Genomic DNA, 19,215 nt, shown 5'->3' on the forward strand with positions numbered 1-19,215 from the left:
ATATATTTTAGTACATCCTCCTTTTTTATTATTAACTCAGTTTGAGTTTTATACTAAATTCTATATAAATTTTTATAATTATAACTTACCCATTTTATACTTTACAGATTATATTATGAAAATCAAATTAAATCAAGCTTTATTTTCTAAAAAATATTTTTTTCTAAACTTTTCTTACTATTTGTGATACAATAAATAGATAAAAACTATAAATATAGGAGCTTTTTATGGATAAAAATAATGGTAAAGTTATAATTGTCAAAGTTAATAAAGGGGGAGTTGGAAAAACTTTTCTTACTGTCCAATTAGGTGCAGGGCTTGCTTCTATTGGAAAAAAAGTTTTAATCTTAACTTCCGATTCACAAAATAATATTCTTCATTATACTTTTAGAGATGGAGAAGTTCCATCTTTTAAAAATGGTCTTAAGGTTTGGGTCAGAGGAAAAAAAGGAGAGCTTATAAAATTAAGAGAAAATCTTTTCTTTATCCCTCTTGAAAATAGTAAATTTTCATCTGTTTTCTCAAAAAAATTAGAACCATTTTTAAATAGAATGAGAGAGGAATATGATTATATATTAATAGACAGTATGCCTCTTTTAAAAATAGATTCAGAATTTGTTAGGTGTTCTGATAAAATTATAATTCCTGTTTTCTGTGACAGAGCTACTATTGAAGGAGTTGTTAATGTTATAGAGGAAGCTGGAATTGAAAAAATCTTAGCTGTTGTCCCTAATAAATATAGAAGTACTGTTACTCAAAATGAAAATCTTGAAAAATTAAAAACTCTTTTAAGAGAAACAGATATTCTTTTCCCAGAACCTATTAGGGAGCTTTCACAAGTGGAAAATCTTTTAGGAAATGGAAAAACTATTTGGGAAACAAAATCTAAACTTTTAGATGATGCAAAGAAAACTTTAGCTGACATTATGATAGAACTAGGTGAATAAATAGGTGAAAAACATGGAAAAAAAAATTGATGAAAGATTAAAAAGTCTACTTAATTCTCGTAGAACTAAGCAAGATGATAATCTTAAAACTAATACTTCTCATTCTAAAGAAAAAACTGATTTTCAAATTATAAAATCTATTGATGGAGATTTTAATTTAACAGATGATAATGAGCTTAATGATTTTTTAAAAGAAAAATCCCTAGAAGTATTAAACTTACAAGCTCATACTTCTTTAGAATTAGGAAAAATTTTTACTGAAGTGGAAAGTAAATTAAGTGGTAATAGATATACAGGTTGTTATGTTAAATGGTTAGAAACAAATGGTTATAATAAGATGACAGCCCTAAGACATAGAAACCGTTATAAATTATATTCTCTATGCTCTACTGATTTTTCAAAAGAGGCTATTGCCAAACTTTCTTATAAAAAAATTGATGAAATTTTAAAATCTGAAAATTCTCAAGATATTATTTTAAAATTAGAAAAAACTAATGACACAGATATTTTAAATAAAAGTTTAATAATTGAGTCAGAAACAACTCCAATGAAATTTGAAGATAATGATAATTTTTATTTGGATAATTTTTTAAATCATCTTCCTAAAAAAGAAACTTTAGAAAATCTTCCTCTTAAAAAGAAAAAAACTTTAATCACTCTTTTAAAAAAGATAGATAAAATTTTAAATGATGTACAATAAAAAATTATAATTTCCTAAACAATAAAAAAAGTTGGATTTCTCCAACTTTTTTTATTGTTTGAAAGTTTGATTTGAAAGTTTTTAAAATGTATTTCCCTTCATTTTTATTTTTTATTTTAATTTATTTTTTATTAATTTTACATCATATCTGGAAGATTAGGTTGGTTTCCTCCTACCTTTTCTTCTTTTTTATCTGTTACTAATACCTCTGTTGTAAGTATTAATCCAGCTATTGAAGCAGCATTTTGTACAGCTGACCTTGTAACTTTAGTTGGGTCTATTATTCCCTCTTCTAACATATCCACATATTCTTCTGTGGCAGCATTTAAACCAACTCCAGGGTTAAGAGTTTTTACTTTTTCAACTACAACTCCTCCATCAAGTCCAGCATTGATAGCTATTTGTCTCATTGGAGCAGTTAAAGCTTTTTTAACAATCTCTACTCCCATTCCCTCTTCACCATCAAGTTTAAAATCTTCCATAGATTTTCCAATTTCTACTAAGGCAACTCCACCACCAGGAACAATTCCCTCTTCTACAGCTGCTCTTGTAGCATTTAAAGCATCTTCTATTCTTAATTTTTTATCTTTCATCTCTGTTTCTGTAACAGCTCCAACTTTTATAACTGCCACTCCACCAGAAATTTTTGCTATTCTCTCTTGCATTTTTTCTCTGTCATATTCAGAAGTTGTATTTTCTAATTGACTTTGAATTTGTAATATTCTTTCTTTTATCTCTTCTTTATCTCCAAGTCCATCAACTATTGTTGTTTTATCTTTATTAACTTTTATTCTCTTAGCTCTTCCTAACATACTTAAGTCTGCTTCTTCTAATTTCATTCCTTTTTCTTCAGAAATTACAACAGCCCCTGTTAAAACTCCAATATCTTCTAATAGAGCTTTTCTTCTATCTCCAAATCCTGGAGCTTTTACAGCTACCACATTTAAAGTTCCACGAATACAGTTAAGAACTAAAGTTGTTAAAGCTTCTCCCTCTAAATCATCAGCTATTAATAATAATGGTTTTGAACTTTTTACAACTTTTTCTAATATTGGTAAAAGTTCTTGAATATTTGTTATTTTTTTATCAGTTATTAATATATATGGATTTTCCATATCAGCTTCCATTTTTGTAGGGTCAGCCATATATGGAGAGATATAACCTTTATCAAATTCCATTCCCTCTACAACTTCTAAAGAAGTTTCAAAAGATTTTGCTTCCTCTACAGTTATAACTCCTGTTTCTCCAACTTTTGCCATAGCTTCAGCTATTAATCTTCCTATTTCTTTATCTCCAGCTGATATAGAAGCTACTTGCTCTATTTCACTGTTTGTTTCAACTTTTTTAGATTTTTCTTTTAATTTTTTTATTACTTCAGCTACAGCTTTTTCTATCCCTTTTTTTACAAACATAGGATTAGCACCAGAGCTTACAATTTTTAATCCCTCTTTTACTATTGCTTGAGCTAAAATTGTAGCTGTTGTAGTACCATCTCCAGCCACATCATTGGCTTTCGTAGCTACCTCTTTTATTAATTTTGCCCCCATATTTTCAAATGGGTCTTCTAATTCTATTTCTCTTGCTATAGATACTCCATCATTTGTTATTAAAGGAGAACCAAATCCTCTATCTAAAATAACATTTCTTCCTTTAGGACCTAAAGTTATTTTTACAGCATTAGCTAAAGTATCCACACCTTTTTCTAATTTTTTTCTAGCTGATTCATCAAATAATAATACTTTTGCCATTTTTCTAGCCTCCTAAAATTATTTTATTATTCCTAAAATATTTTCAAAATCTATTATTAAAAATTCTTCATTATTATCATTTACTTTGGTAATTCCATATCCAGAATGAATTATTTTATCTCCAATGGAAATTTCTTTAGAAACTTTTTCTCCAGAACCTATTCCAACTACTTCTACTACATTGGGATTTTTTTTATTAACCATTCCTGACAATATAATTCCACTTTGAGTTTTCTCTTCTATTTTAATTTCTTTAGCAACTACTCTTTCTCCAATAGCTTGTATGCTCATTTTTCTTTCCTCCTTTTAGCACTCTTTATAAGTGAGTGCTAATAATTTTCATAATGCTATATTATCACTTATTTTTTTCTTTGTCAAGAATTTTTTAGAAATTTTATTATCTTTTCTGTCATATTGATAATTTCCAAAAAATAGATTATAATTATTGTGGTAATCAATTATATTTTAGGTGATTTCTATGAGAAAAACTTTAAAATCTATTTTTTTAGAAACAAATTTTAAAGATATTATTAAAGATACTTTTATTATTACTGTAGGGGCTTTTATTTATGCCTTTGGAGTAAATTATTTTTTTGTAGCCAATAAAATGGCTGATGGAGGAGTTGCTGGTATTTGTACCATTCTTTATTTTCTTTTTGATTTTAATATAAGTACCTCTTATTTTCTTATAAATATTCCTCTAATAATTCTAGGATATAAATTAATTGGTGGCAAATTTATTATAAAAACTTTTTATGGAACAGCTATGACTTCTTTAGCTTTTAGAATTTTAAAAGATTTTCAAGGTCCTATGAATGATAAAATAATGGCTGCTCTTTTTGGGGGCCTTCTAATTGGAATTGGTTTAGGAAGTATTTTTATGGCTGGAGGTTCTAGTGGAGGGTCTGATATTTTAGTTAAAATTTTAAATAAATATTTTGATATTCCTATTGGAAAAGCTTTTCTTGTATTGGATTTCATAGTTTTATCTCTACTTGGTTTCCTTTTTGGAAAAGAAGTTTTTATGTACACTCTAGTTGGACTTTTTACTTCTACCAAAGTAATAGATGTTATTCAAGAAGGAGTTGATACTTCTAAATCTGTGGGAATAATTTCAAATAAAAGTGATGAAATTAAAAATAAAATTATGGAGGAATTAGATAGAGGAACTACTCTTTTAATAGCTAAAGGTGGTTACAAAGGGGACCCTAAAGAGATTGTTTATTGTATAGTAAGTAGATATGAGGTAAGTTCTGTTAAAAAAATTGTAAAAAATATTGATAGAAATGCCTTTATTTTTATTAGTGAAGTTTCCGAAGTATTAGGAGAGGGTTTCAAAAATATTGATAATAATTAGGAGGAAAAATGACTAAAGAAGAAATAATAAATTTAGATACAGAAGTTGTATCAGTAGAAACTTTTGAAAAAATTTTTGCAAGTGATTGTATTATTGGATTTCAAAAAGTTGGCCAAAGTGGTTTAAAAGATGACTGTGATTGGTATATACTAACTCTCATTGATGGAGAAGAAGTTAACTTATATTGTAAAAGAATTTAATTTATATAAAGGAGAATTTAATTTATGAAAATTGGTATAATTGGAGCTATGGATTCTGAAATAAATTTAATAAAAAATTTTATGACAAATCCTACTGAAAAAACTATAGGAAAAGTTACTTTCTATGAAGGAAAAATTTTTGATAAAGATATTGTACTATTTAAAACAGGAGTTGGAAAAGTTAATGCTGCTATAGGTTGCACAATAGCCATTGAAAATTTTGGTATAGAAAAAATTATATTTACTGGAATTGCTGGAGCTATTAATAATAAACTTAATATTTTAGATATTGTAGTTTCAGAAAAACTTGTTCAACATGATTTTGACCTTACTGGTTTTGGTTGTCCATTGGGACTTATTGATGGAGAAGATTCTATTTTCTTTGATGCTGATAAAACTTTAGTTGAATTATCAAAAAATGCTGCTATTAAAGTTTTAGGAGATGATAAAGTTTATACTGGTATCATTGCTACAGGTGACCAATTTATAGCTGATAAAAATAAAGTTCAAAATATCGGTTCTATCTTTGATGCTTTCGCTGTAGAAATGGAAGGGGGAGCTGTAGCCCAAGTAGCTTCTCATTTTAATATTCCTTTTGTTGTAATAAGAGCTATGTCTGATAAAGCTGATGGTTCTGCTCATATGAATTATGAAGAATTTAAACCTTTAGCTTCTGACCATTCAGCTAAAATAGTATTAGAAATTTTAAATAATCTATAAAAAATTAAATATTATAATTTTTTTAGAGTTGTTACAATTAAAAAATAATGTAACAACTTTTTTTATTCCTTTGTAAAAAAATACACCTTCCATCTTTTCAGATTTCAGGTGTATAAATATTAAGTTTCAATTTTTCTTATACTCTTATTTTTTTCTTACCCACACAGGAGATGACCAAGCTACTTCTCCATTTTTTTGATGAATTTTTACCATAAAGAAATCTTTATTTTCAGTTTTTATTCCCTCAAATGTATAAGAAATTTCTTTTTTGTATGCTATTTCTGGAAAACCTTGATTTATTTTAAATTTATAAGCATTATGCCAGAATGGGTCTGTTCTATAATACTCACTAAATCCAAATCTTTCTTTTGCTAATTCTACAGCTTCTTCTACAAAACCATTTAATTTACTTCCTTCTAATATCTCTCTTACAGTATATTTAAATGTTTTTCCATTTATAACAAAAGTCATTGTTGAATTTATATCTGCTTCTACTTCAAATATAAATCCTTCTGTTTGAATTCCTGAAGCTCCCATCCATTTTCCTGTTTGTGTTGTTTTTTTAGTTAATAATTTAAATTTACACTCTTTTTCTGTTTCTTCAATAATTTTTTGTCCAGGATTTGTCCATAATTTCTCAATAGATAATATCTTTCCTTCAGTTATTACTTGTCCTTCCCAGTTTTTTTTAGTAATATCTGGATATATTCTTAAATCTGGACCCCATCCAAAATCCATTCTAAATTTAAATTTAATAACTCCCTCTAATTTTTCGTTTTCCCAAGTTCCGTTGTGAACATAAGTATGTTCTGCAACACCATTTCTTATAAATTCTATTCTATCTATAGCATTCCCACATTCTACTTTTACAACTCCTTCATATTTATTATCAGAAGTTGGTTCTATTATACTTCCTAATAAATTTCCATTTAAAGTATAATATAATTTTGTTTTAGCTCCTGTAACCCCATATACTCTTCTATTAAGGAAAGCTTCAAATATTCCATCTCTTGTATATTCCTCAGCATAACAAGCCATTAATCCATGCCCATACATTGCTGGTACTACATGATTATCTCCAGAGGCTATAATTCCACAAATTTTTCCTTGTTTTAATCCTGACATAACATCATTTCCTGAAGTTCTTGGTCCCATATGAACATGTCTTCCCATATGAATATCTGTTATATCACTTTCTGAACTTCCATGAGATGAAAATATCTCTGCAAATGGAGAATATTTTTCATTGTGAGTCGCCCAATTTTTTCCTCTATGTCCTGAAGCATAAGCTAAATGATGAGGTATGGCTATAGCTTCATTTAGAGGTAATAATTCTGTTAATTCTTCATATCTCATAGGAGCATAAAGCCTTTGGTCTAAATTTTTATAGAATACATTATGGTCTCCATCTTTTCCAGCACCTTGCCACTCATAACCCATAAATAATAAATAATCATCATTTGAATTTTCTTTTACAAATTCTCTTATTTTTTCCCAGTCAGAATTTCTTTTTTCTTCACAATGAATATCTTCTACTCCAAGACCTGTTTCATCTTTTCTCATATAAAAAGGATAATAAGCTATTGGCCAAAAATCTGTCATCTCTTTTCCAAATTCATACCACTCTTTAATATCTTTTAATTGTTCTGAATGAATATTTGCATGTAAATCACACCAAAGTAATTTCATTATCTCCTCCTAATTTTTTATTTTAATTATTCCCCAATTTTTCCTTTATTCCATTAGCTATTCTTTCAGCTTTAGCTCCTAAAATGACTTGTACACTTGTTTGTCCTGGTTTTATAACTCCTTTTGAACCTAATTTCTTTAACATTTTTTCATCTACTATATCTCTATTTTTTAAATCTAATCTCAATCTTGTTATACATGAATCAACTGTTATAAAGTTATCAAGTCCACCTAAAGCTATTATAAAATTATCTATTTCTTCATCTTCTTCCACTTTTTTATCTTTATTCATTTTTTCAATTTCTTCATCACTTTCTCTTCCAAGAGTTTGATAATTCATTTTATTTATAACAAATGAAAATGTAAAATAATATAAGAAGAAGAAAAATGCTCCTAAAGGAAGTATTAATAATGGTTTTGTAGCTAATTTAAAGTTTAATATATAGTCTATTAATCCTGCTGAAAAACCAAATCCATGTAAAATTCCTAAATAATTTGTTATTGCATAAGATAATCCCATAAATATAGAATGCAATATAAATAAAACAGGAGCTGTAAATATAAATAAAAATTCTATAGGTTCTGTTATTCCAGTTAAAAATGATGTTAAAGCAACACTGACTAATATTCCTAAAACAGCTTTTTTTCTACTTGGCTTTGCACATCTATATATTGCAAAAGCAGCTCCAGGTAATCCAAACATCATAACAGCAAAAGCTCCAGCCATATATATTCCTGCTGTTGGGTCTCCAGCAAAAAATCTAACTTGGTCACCTATAAAAGTTTGTCCAGCTGCATTTGTGTATTCTCCAAACATAAATCTAACTATTGAATTTAAAACATGATGTAATCCAAATGGAATTAAGAATCTTTGTAAAACTCCATAAAGGAATAATCCTAATTCTCCAGCTTTTATCATCCACATACCAAAAGAATCTAAAGCTTTTTGGATTAATGGAAATACATATCCTAAAATTCCAGATGTTACAACGCTTACAAGAGCTGACATAATAGGAACAAATCTTCTTCCTCCAAAGAACCCTAACCATTCAGGAACTTTTGTATCTTTAAATCTATTATACACATTTCCTGCAATAAGTCCAGCTATTATTCCTGAAAATACCCCCATCTTAATATTTCCATTTATTGATTTAGCACCTGCTTCTAAGATAAAGAAACTAATTGCTCCTGCTAATGCTGCTGCTCCATGAGCTTTTTCAGCTATTCCAAAAGCAATTCCTATAGCAAATAGCAAACTTAAATTAGCAAATACAGCATTTCCAGCAGCTTTTATAAATGCCAAATTTAACATGTCCTCAGAGCCGAATCTCAACAATATAGCTGCTACTGGTAATACAGCTATTGGTAACATTAATGATTTCCCTAATAATTGCAATTTTGAAAAAATATTTATATTTTTCATACAGCCTCCCAATTTTTTTATATTTATTTCAACCTTGAAATATTTTATTTGATATTAATATACTACATTTTATATTTTTTGTCAAACATTTTTTTCAACTTTGAAATATTATTTTTTGTTTAATTTTTTTAATTAATTTAATAAACTTTTGTGGAAAAAAATTTTTATATAGTTTATAATATAGTAAATAATTTTTATTTTAGATTTAGGTGATATTTTGTATATAAAGTTAGATTCATTAAAAAAGTTAAATAGAGGTCTTATTCTCTCTTCTTTAAAAAATAATAATTTTACAAGAGTTGAACTCCAAAAGCGTACTGGATTAGCTGCTGGTACTCTTTCAAATATAATGAAAGAACTTGTTTTAGAAAATATTATTTTGGAAATAGAAGAAAACGGAAATGGAATTAGGGGAAGAAAAGGAACAAAATTATTTATAAATTATAATTATAAATATGTCATAGGAATAAAAATAAAAAGAGGTATTTTAATTGGTTCACTTAATAGTTTAGATGGAACAACTATTAACCAAATGACTTTAGAAATCCCTGATAAATCTCCGTCTACTGTCGTTGATTTAATTATTAAAACTTTTAAAGAATTAAAACAAGAAAAATCTATTATAGGTATTGGGATAGCTTTTCCAGGGCAAGTAGATTCCAATGAAGGAATCATAACTTATTCTGCTTTTTATCAGTGGAAAAAAGTAAAATTAAAAGAATTACTCCAAAAAAGTATTGAATGTGAAATTTTTATAGAAAATGATGTTAGAGCTATGGCTTTATCTGAAAAAGATTTTATAAGCCCTGATATAAAAAATATGTTATATATAAATATCGATAGAGGAGTTTCATGTGGAATCATTATTAATAACTCTCTGCTTTTAGGAGATAATTTTGTCTCTGGACAATTAGGACATTCTTTTGTAGAAAATAATGGTAAAATTTGCAATTGTGGAAAAATTGGATGTCTTGAGACTATAACTACAAATCCTAGAATGCTTGAAGATTATTTAAAAGAGATAAATTATAATTTTGATACTAATGAAGTTCCTTCATTTGATTTTTTTATAAATAAAGTTATAGAAAATGACCCTGTTGCTCTTAAAATTTTTAATCATGCTATCTATTCACTAGCAATTATTATTGGAAATTTATCCAACACTTTAAATATTTCAACAATTGTTGTTGGTGGAGATATTACTAAATGTAATAATTTATTTTTTCAAACATTTTTTAAATTTATGAGCTTAATTTGTATCCCTTATGTAACAGAAAATTTAAATATAAAAAAATCTGTTTTTGAGCATAATGATAATACTATAGGAGCTGTTTATATAGTTTTAAATCAATTTTTTAAAGGAAATATTTTATAAAAATCAAAAAACTACACTTTTAAATTAAAGTGTAGTTTTTTATTAAAATTTTTATACAAACTCTCCTATATAATAAAAAATTCCACCAACTACTCCACTTCCTAACATAACTTGAATAGGAGTAAATTTAAATTTCCTTAACAAAATTATTCCTATTACTATTAATAAAAATCCTATAATATTAAACTTTTCTGTTAAAATTGCTAAATTAAAGATAGAAAATCCTGCTGTCATTATTAGACCAACAATAGCTGGTCTTAAAGTGGAAAGTATTCCTTGAAGATAAGTCAAATTTTTATATTTGAAATATAACCATGCTAAAGTAAAAACTATTATACATGCTGGCATTATACAACCTGCTGTAGCAACAATTGCTCCTAAAAATCCACCTGTCTGCATTCCTACAAAAGTAGATGAATTTATAGCTATTGGTCCTGGTGTCATTTCAGCTATAGTTATTAAATCTGTAAATTCTGTTAAAGTTAACCATTTATTAATATCTACAACTTGTGATTGTATTAAAGGTATTGCCCCCATTCCTCCACCAAAACTAAATAATCCTATTTTAAAAAAACTTATAAATAAATCTAAATACATTGTTTACTTCCTTTCTTTTGATTATAAAAAGTTTTTACAATTCCCAATATTATATAAATTAAAATTATAAAGATTACATTTATTGATAAAAAATATACAAGGACAAAAACTAAGCCTATTAAAAATATGCTAATTATCCCAGAATTAGATATAGAATTTTGTCCTAAATTAAATGTTACATCAGTAATTACTGCAATTACTCCAGATTGCATTCCTTTCAATACAACACTTACTATTTTACTTTCTCTAAACGTTGTATAAAAAAATGATATTATAGAAATTATTATAAATGGAGGAAGAATAGTCCCTACAATAGATACAATACTTCCAAACACACCTCCTATTTTATATCCAACTAAAATGGAAGCATTAACTGCTACTGCTCCTGGAGAAGATTGAGCTATGGCAGCTAAATTTAACATTTCTTCCTCTTCTATCCATTTTAGTTCATCTACAAATTTTTTCTTTAGAAGAGAAATAATTACATATCCACCACCAAAAGTAAACATACTAATAAAAAAAGTTGATACAAATAAAGTTAAATATTTATTATTTTTCATTTTTCACCTCGCGTGATATATAATATCACTTGAAATTTAATTTGTAAAATACTATAATTTAATAAAGTTAATAGCTTTTTATTTATAATTAAAAAAGAGGGATATTTTATGACATTAAGACATTTAAAAATTTTTTTAACTTTATATGAAACTAAAAGTACTGTAATTACAAGTAAAAAACTTTTAGTTTCTCAACCTACAATAAGTATAGCCTTGAAAGAATTAGAAGAATATTATGGGGTTAAATTTTTTGAAAGATTTTCTCAAAGATTACATATAACAAGAGCTGGAGAAGAAATGTATCAATATGCAAAACATATAATTTCATTGGTTGAAGAAACAGAAATTTCTATGAAAGATATAAAAAATTCTGGAAATTTAATTATAGGAAGTAGTATTACTATTGGAAATTATTTTCTAGCTACTTATATTAAAAATTTTCAAAAAGAAAATCCTAATACAAAAATAAAAGTTATTATTGATAATAGTAAAAATATAGAAAAATTATTATTAGAAAATAAAATTGATATAGGTCTTATAGAAGGAGAAATTCAAAATCCATTTATAATTTCTATTCCTTATAGAAAAGATTTTTTATGTATTATATGTAATCCTAACCATCCTTATGCCAATAAAGAAAAAATTACTTTAAAAGATATAATTTCTGAAAAATTAATTTTAAGAGAAAAAGGAAGTGCAGTTAGAGATTTATTTGATATTAAAATGGAAAATTTAGATATAAAAATAGAACCTTTGTGGCAAAGTATAAGTACCCATGCAATAATAAGAGCAGTAAAAGAAAATATAGGAATATCTGTTTTACCTTATTTTTTAATAAAAGAATATGTAGAAAAAGGTGAAATAAAAATTTTAGAAACAGATGAAATTAATTTTAGTAGAAATTTTAATATTATTTATCATAAAAATAAATTTCATTCAATATATTTTGATAAATTTATAGAAATTTGTAAAAATAGTACTATTTAAAATTTTTTCATAATAATAAAAAAGGACTACTAATATTTTTAAATAGTCCTTTTTTTATTATCACTAAGCTCCAAGATATGCTTTCTTAATATCTGGATTATTTAATAAATCTTTTGCTTTTCCTTCCATAGTAATTCTTCCTGTTTCTATTACATAAGCATAATCAGCTACAGAAAGAGCCATTTTAGCATTTTGTTCTACAAGTAATATAGTTACACCTGATTCTTTTAATCTTTTAATTACTGAGAAAATTTCCTTAACAAATAAAGGAGAAAGTCCCATTGATGGTTCATCTAGTATTAATAATTTTGGTCTACTCATCAAGGCTCTTCCCATTGCAAGCATTTGTTGTTCTCCTCCAGATAAAGTTCCAGCCATTTGATTTTTTCTTTCGGCCATTCTAGGAAATACTTCATAAAATTTGGCTCTATCTTTTTCTAAATTCTCAGGAGTATCATTAACGGTAAAAGCTCCTAATTTTAAATTATCTTTTACTAATAATCTTGCAAATATTCTTCTTCCTTCTGGAACTTGTGCTATCCCCTTTTTACAAATTAAATGACATGGAGTTTTTGTTATATATTCTCCTTCAAATATAATTTTTCCCATTTTTGAAGGAATTAATCCTGAAATTGTTTGAAGAGTTGTTGTTTTTCCAGCACCATTAGCTCCTATAAGTGAAACTACTTCACCTTTTTTTACTTTAAGGGATATTCCTTTTAAAGCATGGATATTATCATAATAAACATGCAAATCATTTACTTCTAACATAGTTTCCTTTTCCATTACTATTCCTCCTCAATAAACTCATCTTCATCATCATCTTTACCCAAATAAGCTGTAACAACTGCAGGGTCATTTACAACTTTTTTAGGTTCTCCAGTTGCGATTATTGTTCCATGGTCTAAAACAATAAGTCTTTCACAAATTCCCAAAACAAGTTTCATATCATGTTCTATTAAAAGAATAGCAATTCCAAATTTATCTCTTATTAACTTTATAGTTTTCATTAATTCTTCTGTTTCTGTAGGATTCATTCCTGCTGCTGGTTCATCTAATAAAAGTAATTTTGGATTTGTAGCCATTGCACGAGCTATCTCAAGTTTTCTTTGTTTTCCATAAGGAAGATTTCCAGCTGCAATATTAGCATATTGGTCCAAATCAAAAATTTTCAATAATTCCATTGCTTTATTTTTTGCTTCTTTTTCCTCTTTCCAAAATTTAGGAAAACGGAAAGTCCCTGTCAATATTCCATATTTCATATTAAAATTATTTGCAACTAAAACATTGTCTAAAACAGTCATATATTTAAACAATCTTATATTTTGGAATGTTCTAGCTAAACCTTTTTTTATAAGTTTAAATGTAGGGGTTTTTGTAATTATCTCCCCATTAAAAGTATAAGTTCCTGATGTAGCAGAATATACACCTGTTAAAATATTAAAAACTGTTGTTTTTCCTGCTCCATTTGGTCCAATTAATCCTACTAATTCTTTCTCTTTTATTTCTAAATTAAAATCTGTTACTGCTTTAAGGGCACCAAATGTTATACATATATCTTTAGCATTTAAAATTGTTTTACTCATTTGTACCCTCCTTTTTCTTAAGAATAAATTTATTTACTAATTTTGAAATTTGGAACTCTTTACGTCCTAAAAGTCCTGTTGGACGGAATATCATTGTTAAGATTAACAATAAAGAATAAACTATCATACGATAATCTGAAAATTCTCTTAAAACTTCTGGTAATATAGTTAAAACTATAGCAGAAAGTATAGAACCTGTAAAACTTCCCATTCCACCTAATACAACCATAACCAAAATATTGATAGAATAGTTAAAATCAAATTGTCTAGCTCCTAAAATTCCTAAATTATGTCCATAAATTCCACCAGCAATACCAGCAAAAACAGCAGATACTGTAAATGCAAATGTTTTATAATAAGTTGTATTTACTCCAGAAGCTCCACTTGCTATTTCATCATCTCTTATTGAAAGAATTGCTCTTCCATGACGGCTAGTCATTAGAGAATACATCATCATAACACAAGCAATCATTATTATATAAATGATACTAAAATTATTAAAACGAGGAATTCCTCTTAACCCTTGAGCTCCACCTGTAAAATCAAAATATTCAATTAGTACCCTTATAATTTCTCCAAAAGCAAGAGTAATTATAGCTAAATAATCTCCATTTAATCTAAGGGCAGGTATTCCTATAATTATTCCTATAATTCCAGCAATAATTCCACCTATTATAAGAGCTAATATATATCCAGGAAGTCCATCTACAAAACCAGCTTTTGAAAATAAAGCTGCTGCATAAGCTCCAACTGACATGAAGCCAGCATGACCTATTGTAATTTGTCCAAGACATCCTACTGTAATATTTAAACTAACAGCCAAAATAATATTTATACAAATAAGAATCATAATACTTGATTGATATCTTGAAATTATTCTTGCATTAATAAGTCCTGTTAATACAAAAAATAAAATTGTAACTAAAATAAAAGTTAATAAATAACTCCATTTTTTTGTTTTATCCATTTCTTTCCTCCTAAACTTTTTCTCTAATGTTTTTACCAAGAATTCCTGTTGGTTTAACAAGTAATACTATTATAAGTATAGCAAAAACAAAAGCATCAGCAAGTTGTGATGATAAATATGCTCTTGTTAAACTTTCAACAATTCCTAATATAAACCCACCAAGAACAGCTCCAGGAAGAATTCCAATTCCACCAAGTACTGCTGCAATAAAAGCTTTTATCCCTAACATAGAACCCATTAAAGGTTGTACTTGTGGATAAGCAGATACATATAATACAGATGCTATTGCTGCAAGTCCACTACCTATTGCAAAAGTAAGTTGAATTGTATTATCAACATTAATTCCTACTAATTTAGCTGCACCATAATCTTCACTTGTTGCCATCATTGCTTTTCCATATTTAGTTTTTTTCATAAAATATTGTAATCCTACTGATAAAGCAATTGTTAATAAAATTGTTACAAGTGTTCCATAATTAAGATATAATTCCCCAAAAGATAAAGGTGGTTGATTAAACACTTTTGGAAAAGCTCTTGTATTAGGTGTAAATAATTTCATAAAAAGATTTTCCAATAATAAGCTTACTCCTATGGCTGTGATTAAGTTAGAAATTCTAGGTGAATTTCTAAGAGGTCTGTAAGCAACTTTTTCTGTTAACATTCCTAAAAGAACACAAATAACTATAGCTGGAGCTATAGTAAGCCACACGGGTAATCCCATTCTAGAAAAAACAGGTATGCTAAATAAAGAAACATATGCTCCTACCATTATAATATCTCCATGAGCAAAGTTTATAAGTTGGGCTATTCCATAAACCATTGTATAACCTAACGAAACTAAAGCATATATACTTCCTATTTGCAATCCATTTATAATTTGCAATAAAAATTCCATAAATTCTCTCCTTTGTATGTTAAATATCTAGTTACCTTAAAAATATAAGGCAACTAGATAATTTTTTATTTATTTAGGTTGAATAACTGAATCAAATCTGTAATTTCCATTTTCTATTCTTAAAATAGTAACAGCTTTTACAGGATTATTTTTCTCATCAAAGTTTAAATGACCTGTAACACCAGTGAAATCAATTTCTTTCATAGCTTTAACTATAGCATCTTTCTCTGTATTTCCTGCTTTTTCAATAGCTTCTTTAACTAAGTAAGCAGCATCATAAGATAAAGCTGAGAAAGCTGATGGGTCTTCATTGTATTTTGCTCTATAAGCAGCAGCAAAACTTTGAATTTTTTCACTTGTATCTTCTAATGAATAGTGATTTGTAAAGTAACTATTTTCAATAGCTGGATAAGCTGATGCATCTAAGGCTTTAGCTACTCCATCCCATCCATCTGGTCCAATAAATTTAGCTTTTATTCCAACTTCTCTTGCTTGAGTAGTTATTAGAGCTGTTTGCTCATAATATTCTGGAACTAATAAAACATCTGGATTTGTTGCAGCTATTTTTGTTAATTGAGCTCTAAAATCTTTATCTCCTTCTGCATATCCTTCTTGAGCAACGATTTTAAGCCCTATTTTCTTAGCTTCTTCTGCAAATGATTGAGCTATTCCATCAGAATAGTCACTAGATGTATTAACCATTATAGCAGCAGTTTTAGCATTTAAATTATTTTTTGCTAAGTTTGCAAGAATTACTCCTTGATAAGGGTCTGTAAAACATACACGGAAAACATTTGGTCCAGCTTCTGTAATATTAAATTGTGTTCCTGTAGGAGTAACCATTGGCATATTATCTTGAGCTGCTATCTCTGCTACGGCTAAAGTTGGTTTTGATGTAATATCTCCAACTAATGCAACAATTCCTTCATCTATAAGTCTATTATATGCAGTTACAGCTTCTGTAGAATCTCCTTTTTCATCTAAAAGTACAAATTCTATTTGTTTTCCTAATACTCCTCCTGCTTTATTAATTTCTTCAAAAGCTAATTTAGCACCATTAGTAGCAGATACTCCATATACAGCCACTGGTCCTGTTAATGGTCCTAATCCTCCTATTTTAATAACTCCTGCCTCTTTAGCTTCTTGTTTTCCTCCACAAGCAACCATTAATAAAGAAAGTCCTAATAATGTCATTGTAGTTTTTTTCATAAGTATTCCTCCTTAAATATAAATTAAAATAAATTTATTTTTGTAAAAAAAAACAACCTTGTTAGGTTGTTTAAATAAATTCTATCTTTAAAAATAATTTTGAATAACTCTAAAAGAAAAAATATAATTAAAACATTTTAAAACCTAACATAATTTTTTGTATGTAAAATTAGTCTCATATTCACTTGTATGAGAATTATTACACATATGACTAATCCTATTATATTAAGCATAAACATATTTTTTCTCTCCCTTCATAAAATAAATACTAAAAATTATTTAAAAGAAGTATAAACCCAAATTAAAAAAAAATCAAGCTTTTTTTTTATATATAACTTTATTTTTTTTATAACTTATTTAATTTAAAATAATTAAATTAGAAAAAATATTTATTTTTTTTAAATCATATCAAATATTTAATATTTAATTATTAAAAAAATAATATATTTTACATATTTCAAAATAAAGATTGACATAAAATATTTTTTTTGATAAAATTTTTAAGTGGAATTATAACATAAAATAAAAGTGGCAACCTAATTTTTATAAGGCTGCCTTTTTATATAACATTACTTAGGAGATTATTAATCATGAACAAAAGAAAAGAAATTTTAGTACTTGGTTTTGCATTATTTGCTATGTTTTTTGGAGCAGGAAATCTAATATTTCCTCCTTCTGTTGGATATAACATGGGAGATAATTGGTTTTTATCAGGAATAGGTTTTTTACTTACTGCTGCTGGTTTACCTTTACTTGGAGTTTTAGCATTTATAAAAGTTGGAGAATTAGAAAATTTTTCTATAAAAATTTCTAGAAGATTTAATAATTTATACTGTAGTATCCTTGTTTTAGTTATAGGTCCTCTTTTCGCTATTCCAAGAACAGGTTCTACTACAATAGAAATGGGTGTTTTACCTCTTACTCCCAATCTAAATCCTTTAATTGTTTCTATTATAGCTTCTATTTTATTCTTTGGAGTTACTTTAGCTTTAGTATTAAAAGAATCAAAAATAACTGATATTATTGGAAAATTTTTAACACCTATTATTTTAATTATTTTATTATCTATAACAATTATTGGAGTTTTTGGCGATTTTGGTACTCCTGTAGAAAAAGTTTCAAATGGAATATTTACATTTGGATTTATTCAAGGATATCAAACAATGGATGCTCTAGCTGCTGTTTTATTTGGAGTTGTTGTTGTAAAAGGTCTTGAAGGAAAAGGAGTAACAAATCCTAATGAACAAAAAACATATTTAACAAGTGCTGGAGTTATAGCTATTTTAGGATTAAGTTTAATTTATTTATCACTAATGTATTTAGGTGCTAGAATAAGTGGAATTAATATTGGAACTAATACTACTGGATTAGCTTTATATATAGCTCAAATGACACTAGGTTCAATTGGAAAAATTGCTTTTGGAATATGTGTAGCTGCTGCTTGTCTTACAACTTCTGTTGGTTTAACAGCTCTTACAAGTGATTGGTTTTCTAGAATTACTCCATTTTCATATAAAACAATAGCTATTGCTACAAGTTTATTTTCAACTATTATGGCTATCGGGGGAGTTGATTTTATAGTTAAACTTTCTGTTCCTGTTCTTTGTATCTTATATCCTATAACAATAGTTTTAATAATGTTGAATATTTTTGGTATTGAAAATAAAGCTGCTTTTAGAACTGGAACTTATATATCTATTTTTATTAGTACTGTAGAAGTTTTAGGAAGTACTTTTAAAATTTCTTCTTTTACTAAATTTATTCAACTTTTACCATTAGGTAAAGATGGTTTTGCTTGGTTAATTCCATGTATTTTAGGAATTATAATTGCTTATCTTATTTCTAGTAATAGAGGAAAATATAAAAAAAACTTTTAACTTTATAAATAATTAGTTGCAAAAAAGCATGATTTTCATCATGCTTTTTTATTTATTTTAAATATAAATATTTATATTTTTCATTTTCAATACAATAACTCTTTTATATTTTGATTTATACTATCTATTCAAACTATTCAAATTAATTTTAATAATATTATTTATTATTTTTTGTTGAAACAATACTTCCGAATTTTTCTTTTTTCTTCTTTTTGCTTACTTCTTAATTTTTAATTTTTTCTTTTTTAGTATACTCTACTTTTAATAATACTTTCTATTTTAAAATTTTTACAAATTTCCCCTTAAATATTAAACAAATAATAAAAAAAGCTATAGACTATTCTATAACTCCTTACTCACAACTTTTCATTTAATATT

Annotated in this window: 19 protein-coding genes; 8 read left to right on the top strand and 11 right to left on the bottom strand. The window is 26.8% G+C overall.

Annotation, left to right across the window (positions count from 1 at the left end; translation table 11 throughout):
- Positions 1-227 precede the first annotated feature (227 nt).
- Positions 228-947, top strand: coding sequence for a ParA family protein (locus tag HF862_RS08760; RefSeq protein WP_170187491.1), 720 nt, complete (start codon positions 228-230; stop codon positions 945-947).
- A 13-nt stretch (positions 948-960) separates the two neighbouring features.
- Positions 961-1,647 carry a hypothetical protein gene (locus HF862_RS08765; protein ID WP_170187492.1) on the top strand — a complete coding sequence of 229 codons (687 nt, stop codon included), beginning with the start codon at positions 961-963 and terminating at the stop codon, positions 1,645-1,647.
- 137 nt (positions 1,648-1,784) lie between these two features.
- Here the strand turns inward: HF862_RS08765 and groL are convergent, their stop codons facing one another.
- Both groL and HF862_RS08775 read right to left on the bottom strand, forming a co-directional pair.
- The gene (gene groL, locus HF862_RS08770; RefSeq protein ID WP_170187493.1) at positions 1,785-3,395 is read right to left on the bottom strand and encodes a chaperonin GroEL; all 1,611 of its coding nucleotides are present in this window, start codon (positions 3,393-3,395) and stop codon (positions 1,785-1,787) included.
- Positions 3,396-3,413: 18 nt separating this feature from the next.
- Complete coding sequence (locus HF862_RS08775; RefSeq protein WP_170187494.1) at positions 3,414-3,686, bottom strand: co-chaperone GroES; 273 nt, start codon at positions 3,684-3,686, stop codon at positions 3,414-3,416.
- A 187-nt stretch (positions 3,687-3,873) separates the two neighbouring features.
- On the opposite strand from HF862_RS08775, the gene HF862_RS08780 reads away from it, so the two are divergent.
- Genes HF862_RS08780 through HF862_RS08790 form a run of 3 tightly spaced genes read left to right on the top strand, consistent with a single transcriptional unit; the run spans position 3,874 to position 5,672 of the window.
- Positions 3,874-4,752, top strand: a complete 879-nt coding sequence (locus HF862_RS08780) for a YitT family protein (protein ID WP_170187495.1) — start codon at positions 3,874-3,876, stop codon at positions 4,750-4,752.
- An 8-nt stretch (positions 4,753-4,760) separates the two neighbouring features.
- Positions 4,761-4,952 carry a hypothetical protein gene (locus tag HF862_RS08785; RefSeq protein ID WP_170187496.1) on the top strand — a complete coding sequence of 64 codons (192 nt, stop codon included), beginning with the start codon at positions 4,761-4,763 and terminating at the stop codon, positions 4,950-4,952.
- Positions 4,953-4,976: 24 nt separating this feature from the next.
- Positions 4,977-5,672 (top strand): 5'-methylthioadenosine/adenosylhomocysteine nucleosidase, encoded by a 696-nt coding sequence (locus HF862_RS08790; RefSeq protein ID WP_170187497.1) that lies wholly within the window; start codon positions 4,977-4,979, stop codon positions 5,670-5,672.
- A gap of 144 nt (positions 5,673-5,816) precedes the next feature.
- Here HF862_RS08790 and HF862_RS08795 read toward each other — a convergent pair whose 3' ends face one another.
- On the bottom strand, positions 5,817-7,361 hold the full coding sequence (locus tag HF862_RS08795; protein WP_170187498.1) for a hypothetical protein: 1,545 nt from the start codon (positions 7,359-7,361) through the stop codon (positions 5,817-5,819).
- A 22-nt stretch (positions 7,362-7,383) separates the two neighbouring features.
- Positions 7,384-8,784 carry an N-acetylglucosamine-specific PTS transporter subunit IIBC gene (gene nagE / locus HF862_RS08800; protein ID WP_206039071.1) on the bottom strand — a complete coding sequence of 467 codons (1,401 nt, stop codon included), beginning with the start codon at positions 8,782-8,784 and terminating at the stop codon, positions 7,384-7,386.
- Positions 8,785-9,001: 217 nt separating this feature from the next.
- Between nagE and HF862_RS08805 the strand changes: the two genes are divergently transcribed.
- Positions 9,002-10,159: an ROK family protein gene (locus HF862_RS08805; protein WP_170187499.1), complete on the top strand. Its 1,158-nt coding sequence runs from the start codon at positions 9,002-9,004 to the stop codon at positions 10,157-10,159.
- A gap of 51 nt (positions 10,160-10,210) precedes the next feature.
- Here the strand turns inward: HF862_RS08805 and HF862_RS08810 are convergent, their stop codons facing one another.
- Both HF862_RS08810 and HF862_RS08815 read right to left on the bottom strand, forming a co-directional pair.
- Positions 10,211-10,756, bottom strand: a complete 546-nt coding sequence (locus tag HF862_RS08810; RefSeq protein ID WP_170187500.1) for a chromate transporter — start codon at positions 10,754-10,756, stop codon at positions 10,211-10,213.
- Positions 10,747-11,316, bottom strand: a complete 570-nt coding sequence (locus tag HF862_RS08815) for a chromate transporter (RefSeq protein WP_170187501.1) — start codon at positions 11,314-11,316, stop codon at positions 10,747-10,749. The genes HF862_RS08810 and HF862_RS08815 overlap by 10 nt, the downstream gene beginning before the upstream one ends.
- 108 nt (positions 11,317-11,424) lie before the next feature.
- Between HF862_RS08815 and HF862_RS08820 the strand changes: the two genes are divergently transcribed.
- Complete coding sequence (locus HF862_RS08820) at positions 11,425-12,303, top strand: LysR family transcriptional regulator (protein WP_170187502.1); 879 nt, start codon at positions 11,425-11,427, stop codon at positions 12,301-12,303.
- Between the two features lie 63 nt (positions 12,304-12,366).
- On the opposite strand, the gene HF862_RS08825 is transcribed toward HF862_RS08820, so the two are convergent.
- From HF862_RS08825 to HF862_RS08845, 5 genes are all read right to left on the bottom strand, one after another.
- Positions 12,367-13,089: an ABC transporter ATP-binding protein gene (locus HF862_RS08825; RefSeq protein WP_170187503.1), complete on the bottom strand. Its 723-nt coding sequence runs from the start codon at positions 13,087-13,089 to the stop codon at positions 12,367-12,369.
- A gap of 2 nt (positions 13,090-13,091) precedes the next feature.
- Positions 13,092-13,889: an ABC transporter ATP-binding protein gene (locus tag HF862_RS08830; RefSeq protein ID WP_170187504.1), complete on the bottom strand. Its 798-nt coding sequence runs from the start codon at positions 13,887-13,889 to the stop codon at positions 13,092-13,094.
- Positions 13,882-14,856, bottom strand: a complete 975-nt coding sequence (locus tag HF862_RS08835; protein WP_170187505.1) for a branched-chain amino acid ABC transporter permease — start codon at positions 14,854-14,856, stop codon at positions 13,882-13,884. Before HF862_RS08835 ends, HF862_RS08830 begins: the two co-directional genes overlap by 8 nt.
- 10 nt (positions 14,857-14,866) lie before the next feature.
- Complete coding sequence (locus HF862_RS08840) at positions 14,867-15,751, bottom strand: branched-chain amino acid ABC transporter permease (protein ID WP_170187506.1); 885 nt, start codon at positions 15,749-15,751, stop codon at positions 14,867-14,869.
- Positions 15,752-15,820: 69 nt separating this feature from the next.
- Positions 15,821-16,960 carry an ABC transporter substrate-binding protein gene (locus tag HF862_RS08845; RefSeq protein WP_170187507.1) on the bottom strand — a complete coding sequence of 380 codons (1,140 nt, stop codon included), beginning with the start codon at positions 16,958-16,960 and terminating at the stop codon, positions 15,821-15,823.
- Positions 16,961-17,550: 590 nt separating this feature from the next.
- Between HF862_RS08845 and brnQ the strand changes: the two genes are divergently transcribed.
- Positions 17,551-18,837: a branched-chain amino acid transport system II carrier protein gene (brnQ, locus tag HF862_RS08850; protein ID WP_170187508.1), complete on the top strand. Its 1,287-nt coding sequence runs from the start codon at positions 17,551-17,553 to the stop codon at positions 18,835-18,837.
- Positions 18,838-19,215: the final 378 nt, after the last annotated feature.

The sequence above is a fragment of the Fusobacterium sp. FSA-380-WT-3A genome, from assembly GCF_012843705.1.
In the GTDB taxonomy this organism is placed as follows: Bacteria; Fusobacteriota; Fusobacteriia; order Fusobacteriales; family Fusobacteriaceae; genus Fusobacterium_B.

Excerpts from the sequence above, each read along its gene's own strand:
- HF862_RS08840 (WP_170187506.1), bottom strand. The coding sequence starts at position 15,751 with ATGGAATTTTTATTGCAAATTATAAATGGATTGCAAATAGGAAGTATA.
- HF862_RS08775 (WP_170187494.1), bottom strand. The coding sequence starts at position 3,686 with ATGAGCATACAAGCTATTGGAGAAAGAGTAGTTGCTAAAGAAATTAAA.
- nagE (WP_206039071.1), bottom strand. The coding sequence starts at position 8,784 with ATGAAAAATATAAATATTTTTTCAAAATTGCAATTATTAGGGAAATCA.
- HF862_RS08830 (WP_170187504.1), bottom strand. The coding sequence starts at position 13,889 with ATGAGTAAAACAATTTTAAATGCTAAAGATATATGTATAACATTTGGT.
- brnQ (WP_170187508.1), top strand. The coding sequence starts at position 17,551 with ATGAACAAAAGAAAAGAAATTTTAGTACTTGGTTTTGCATTATTTGCT.
- HF862_RS08780 (WP_170187495.1), top strand. The coding sequence starts at position 3,874 with ATGAGAAAAACTTTAAAATCTATTTTTTTAGAAACAAATTTTAAAGAT.
- HF862_RS08815 (WP_170187501.1), bottom strand. The coding sequence starts at position 11,316 with ATGAAAAATAATAAATATTTAACTTTATTTGTATCAACTTTTTTTATT.
- HF862_RS08810 (WP_170187500.1), bottom strand. The coding sequence starts at position 10,756 with ATGTATTTAGATTTATTTATAAGTTTTTTTAAAATAGGATTATTTAGT.
- HF862_RS08825 (WP_170187503.1), bottom strand. The coding sequence starts at position 13,089 with ATGGAAAAGGAAACTATGTTAGAAGTAAATGATTTGCATGTTTATTAT.
- HF862_RS08835 (WP_170187505.1), bottom strand. The coding sequence starts at position 14,856 with ATGGATAAAACAAAAAAATGGAGTTATTTATTAACTTTTATTTTAGTT.
- HF862_RS08790 (WP_170187497.1), top strand. The coding sequence starts at position 4,977 with ATGAAAATTGGTATAATTGGAGCTATGGATTCTGAAATAAATTTAATA.
- HF862_RS08795 (WP_170187498.1), bottom strand. The coding sequence starts at position 7,361 with ATGAAATTACTTTGGTGTGATTTACATGCAAATATTCATTCAGAACAA.
- HF862_RS08765 (WP_170187492.1), top strand. The coding sequence starts at position 961 with ATGGAAAAAAAAATTGATGAAAGATTAAAAAGTCTACTTAATTCTCGT.
- HF862_RS08820 (WP_170187502.1), top strand. The coding sequence starts at position 11,425 with ATGACATTAAGACATTTAAAAATTTTTTTAACTTTATATGAAACTAAA.
- HF862_RS08845 (WP_170187507.1), bottom strand. The coding sequence starts at position 16,960 with ATGAAAAAAACTACAATGACATTATTAGGACTTTCTTTATTAATGGTT.
- HF862_RS08760 (WP_170187491.1), top strand. The coding sequence starts at position 228 with ATGGATAAAAATAATGGTAAAGTTATAATTGTCAAAGTTAATAAAGGG.
- HF862_RS08785 (WP_170187496.1), top strand. The coding sequence starts at position 4,761 with ATGACTAAAGAAGAAATAATAAATTTAGATACAGAAGTTGTATCAGTA.
- groL (WP_170187493.1), bottom strand. The coding sequence starts at position 3,395 with ATGGCAAAAGTATTATTATTTGATGAATCAGCTAGAAAAAAATTAGAA.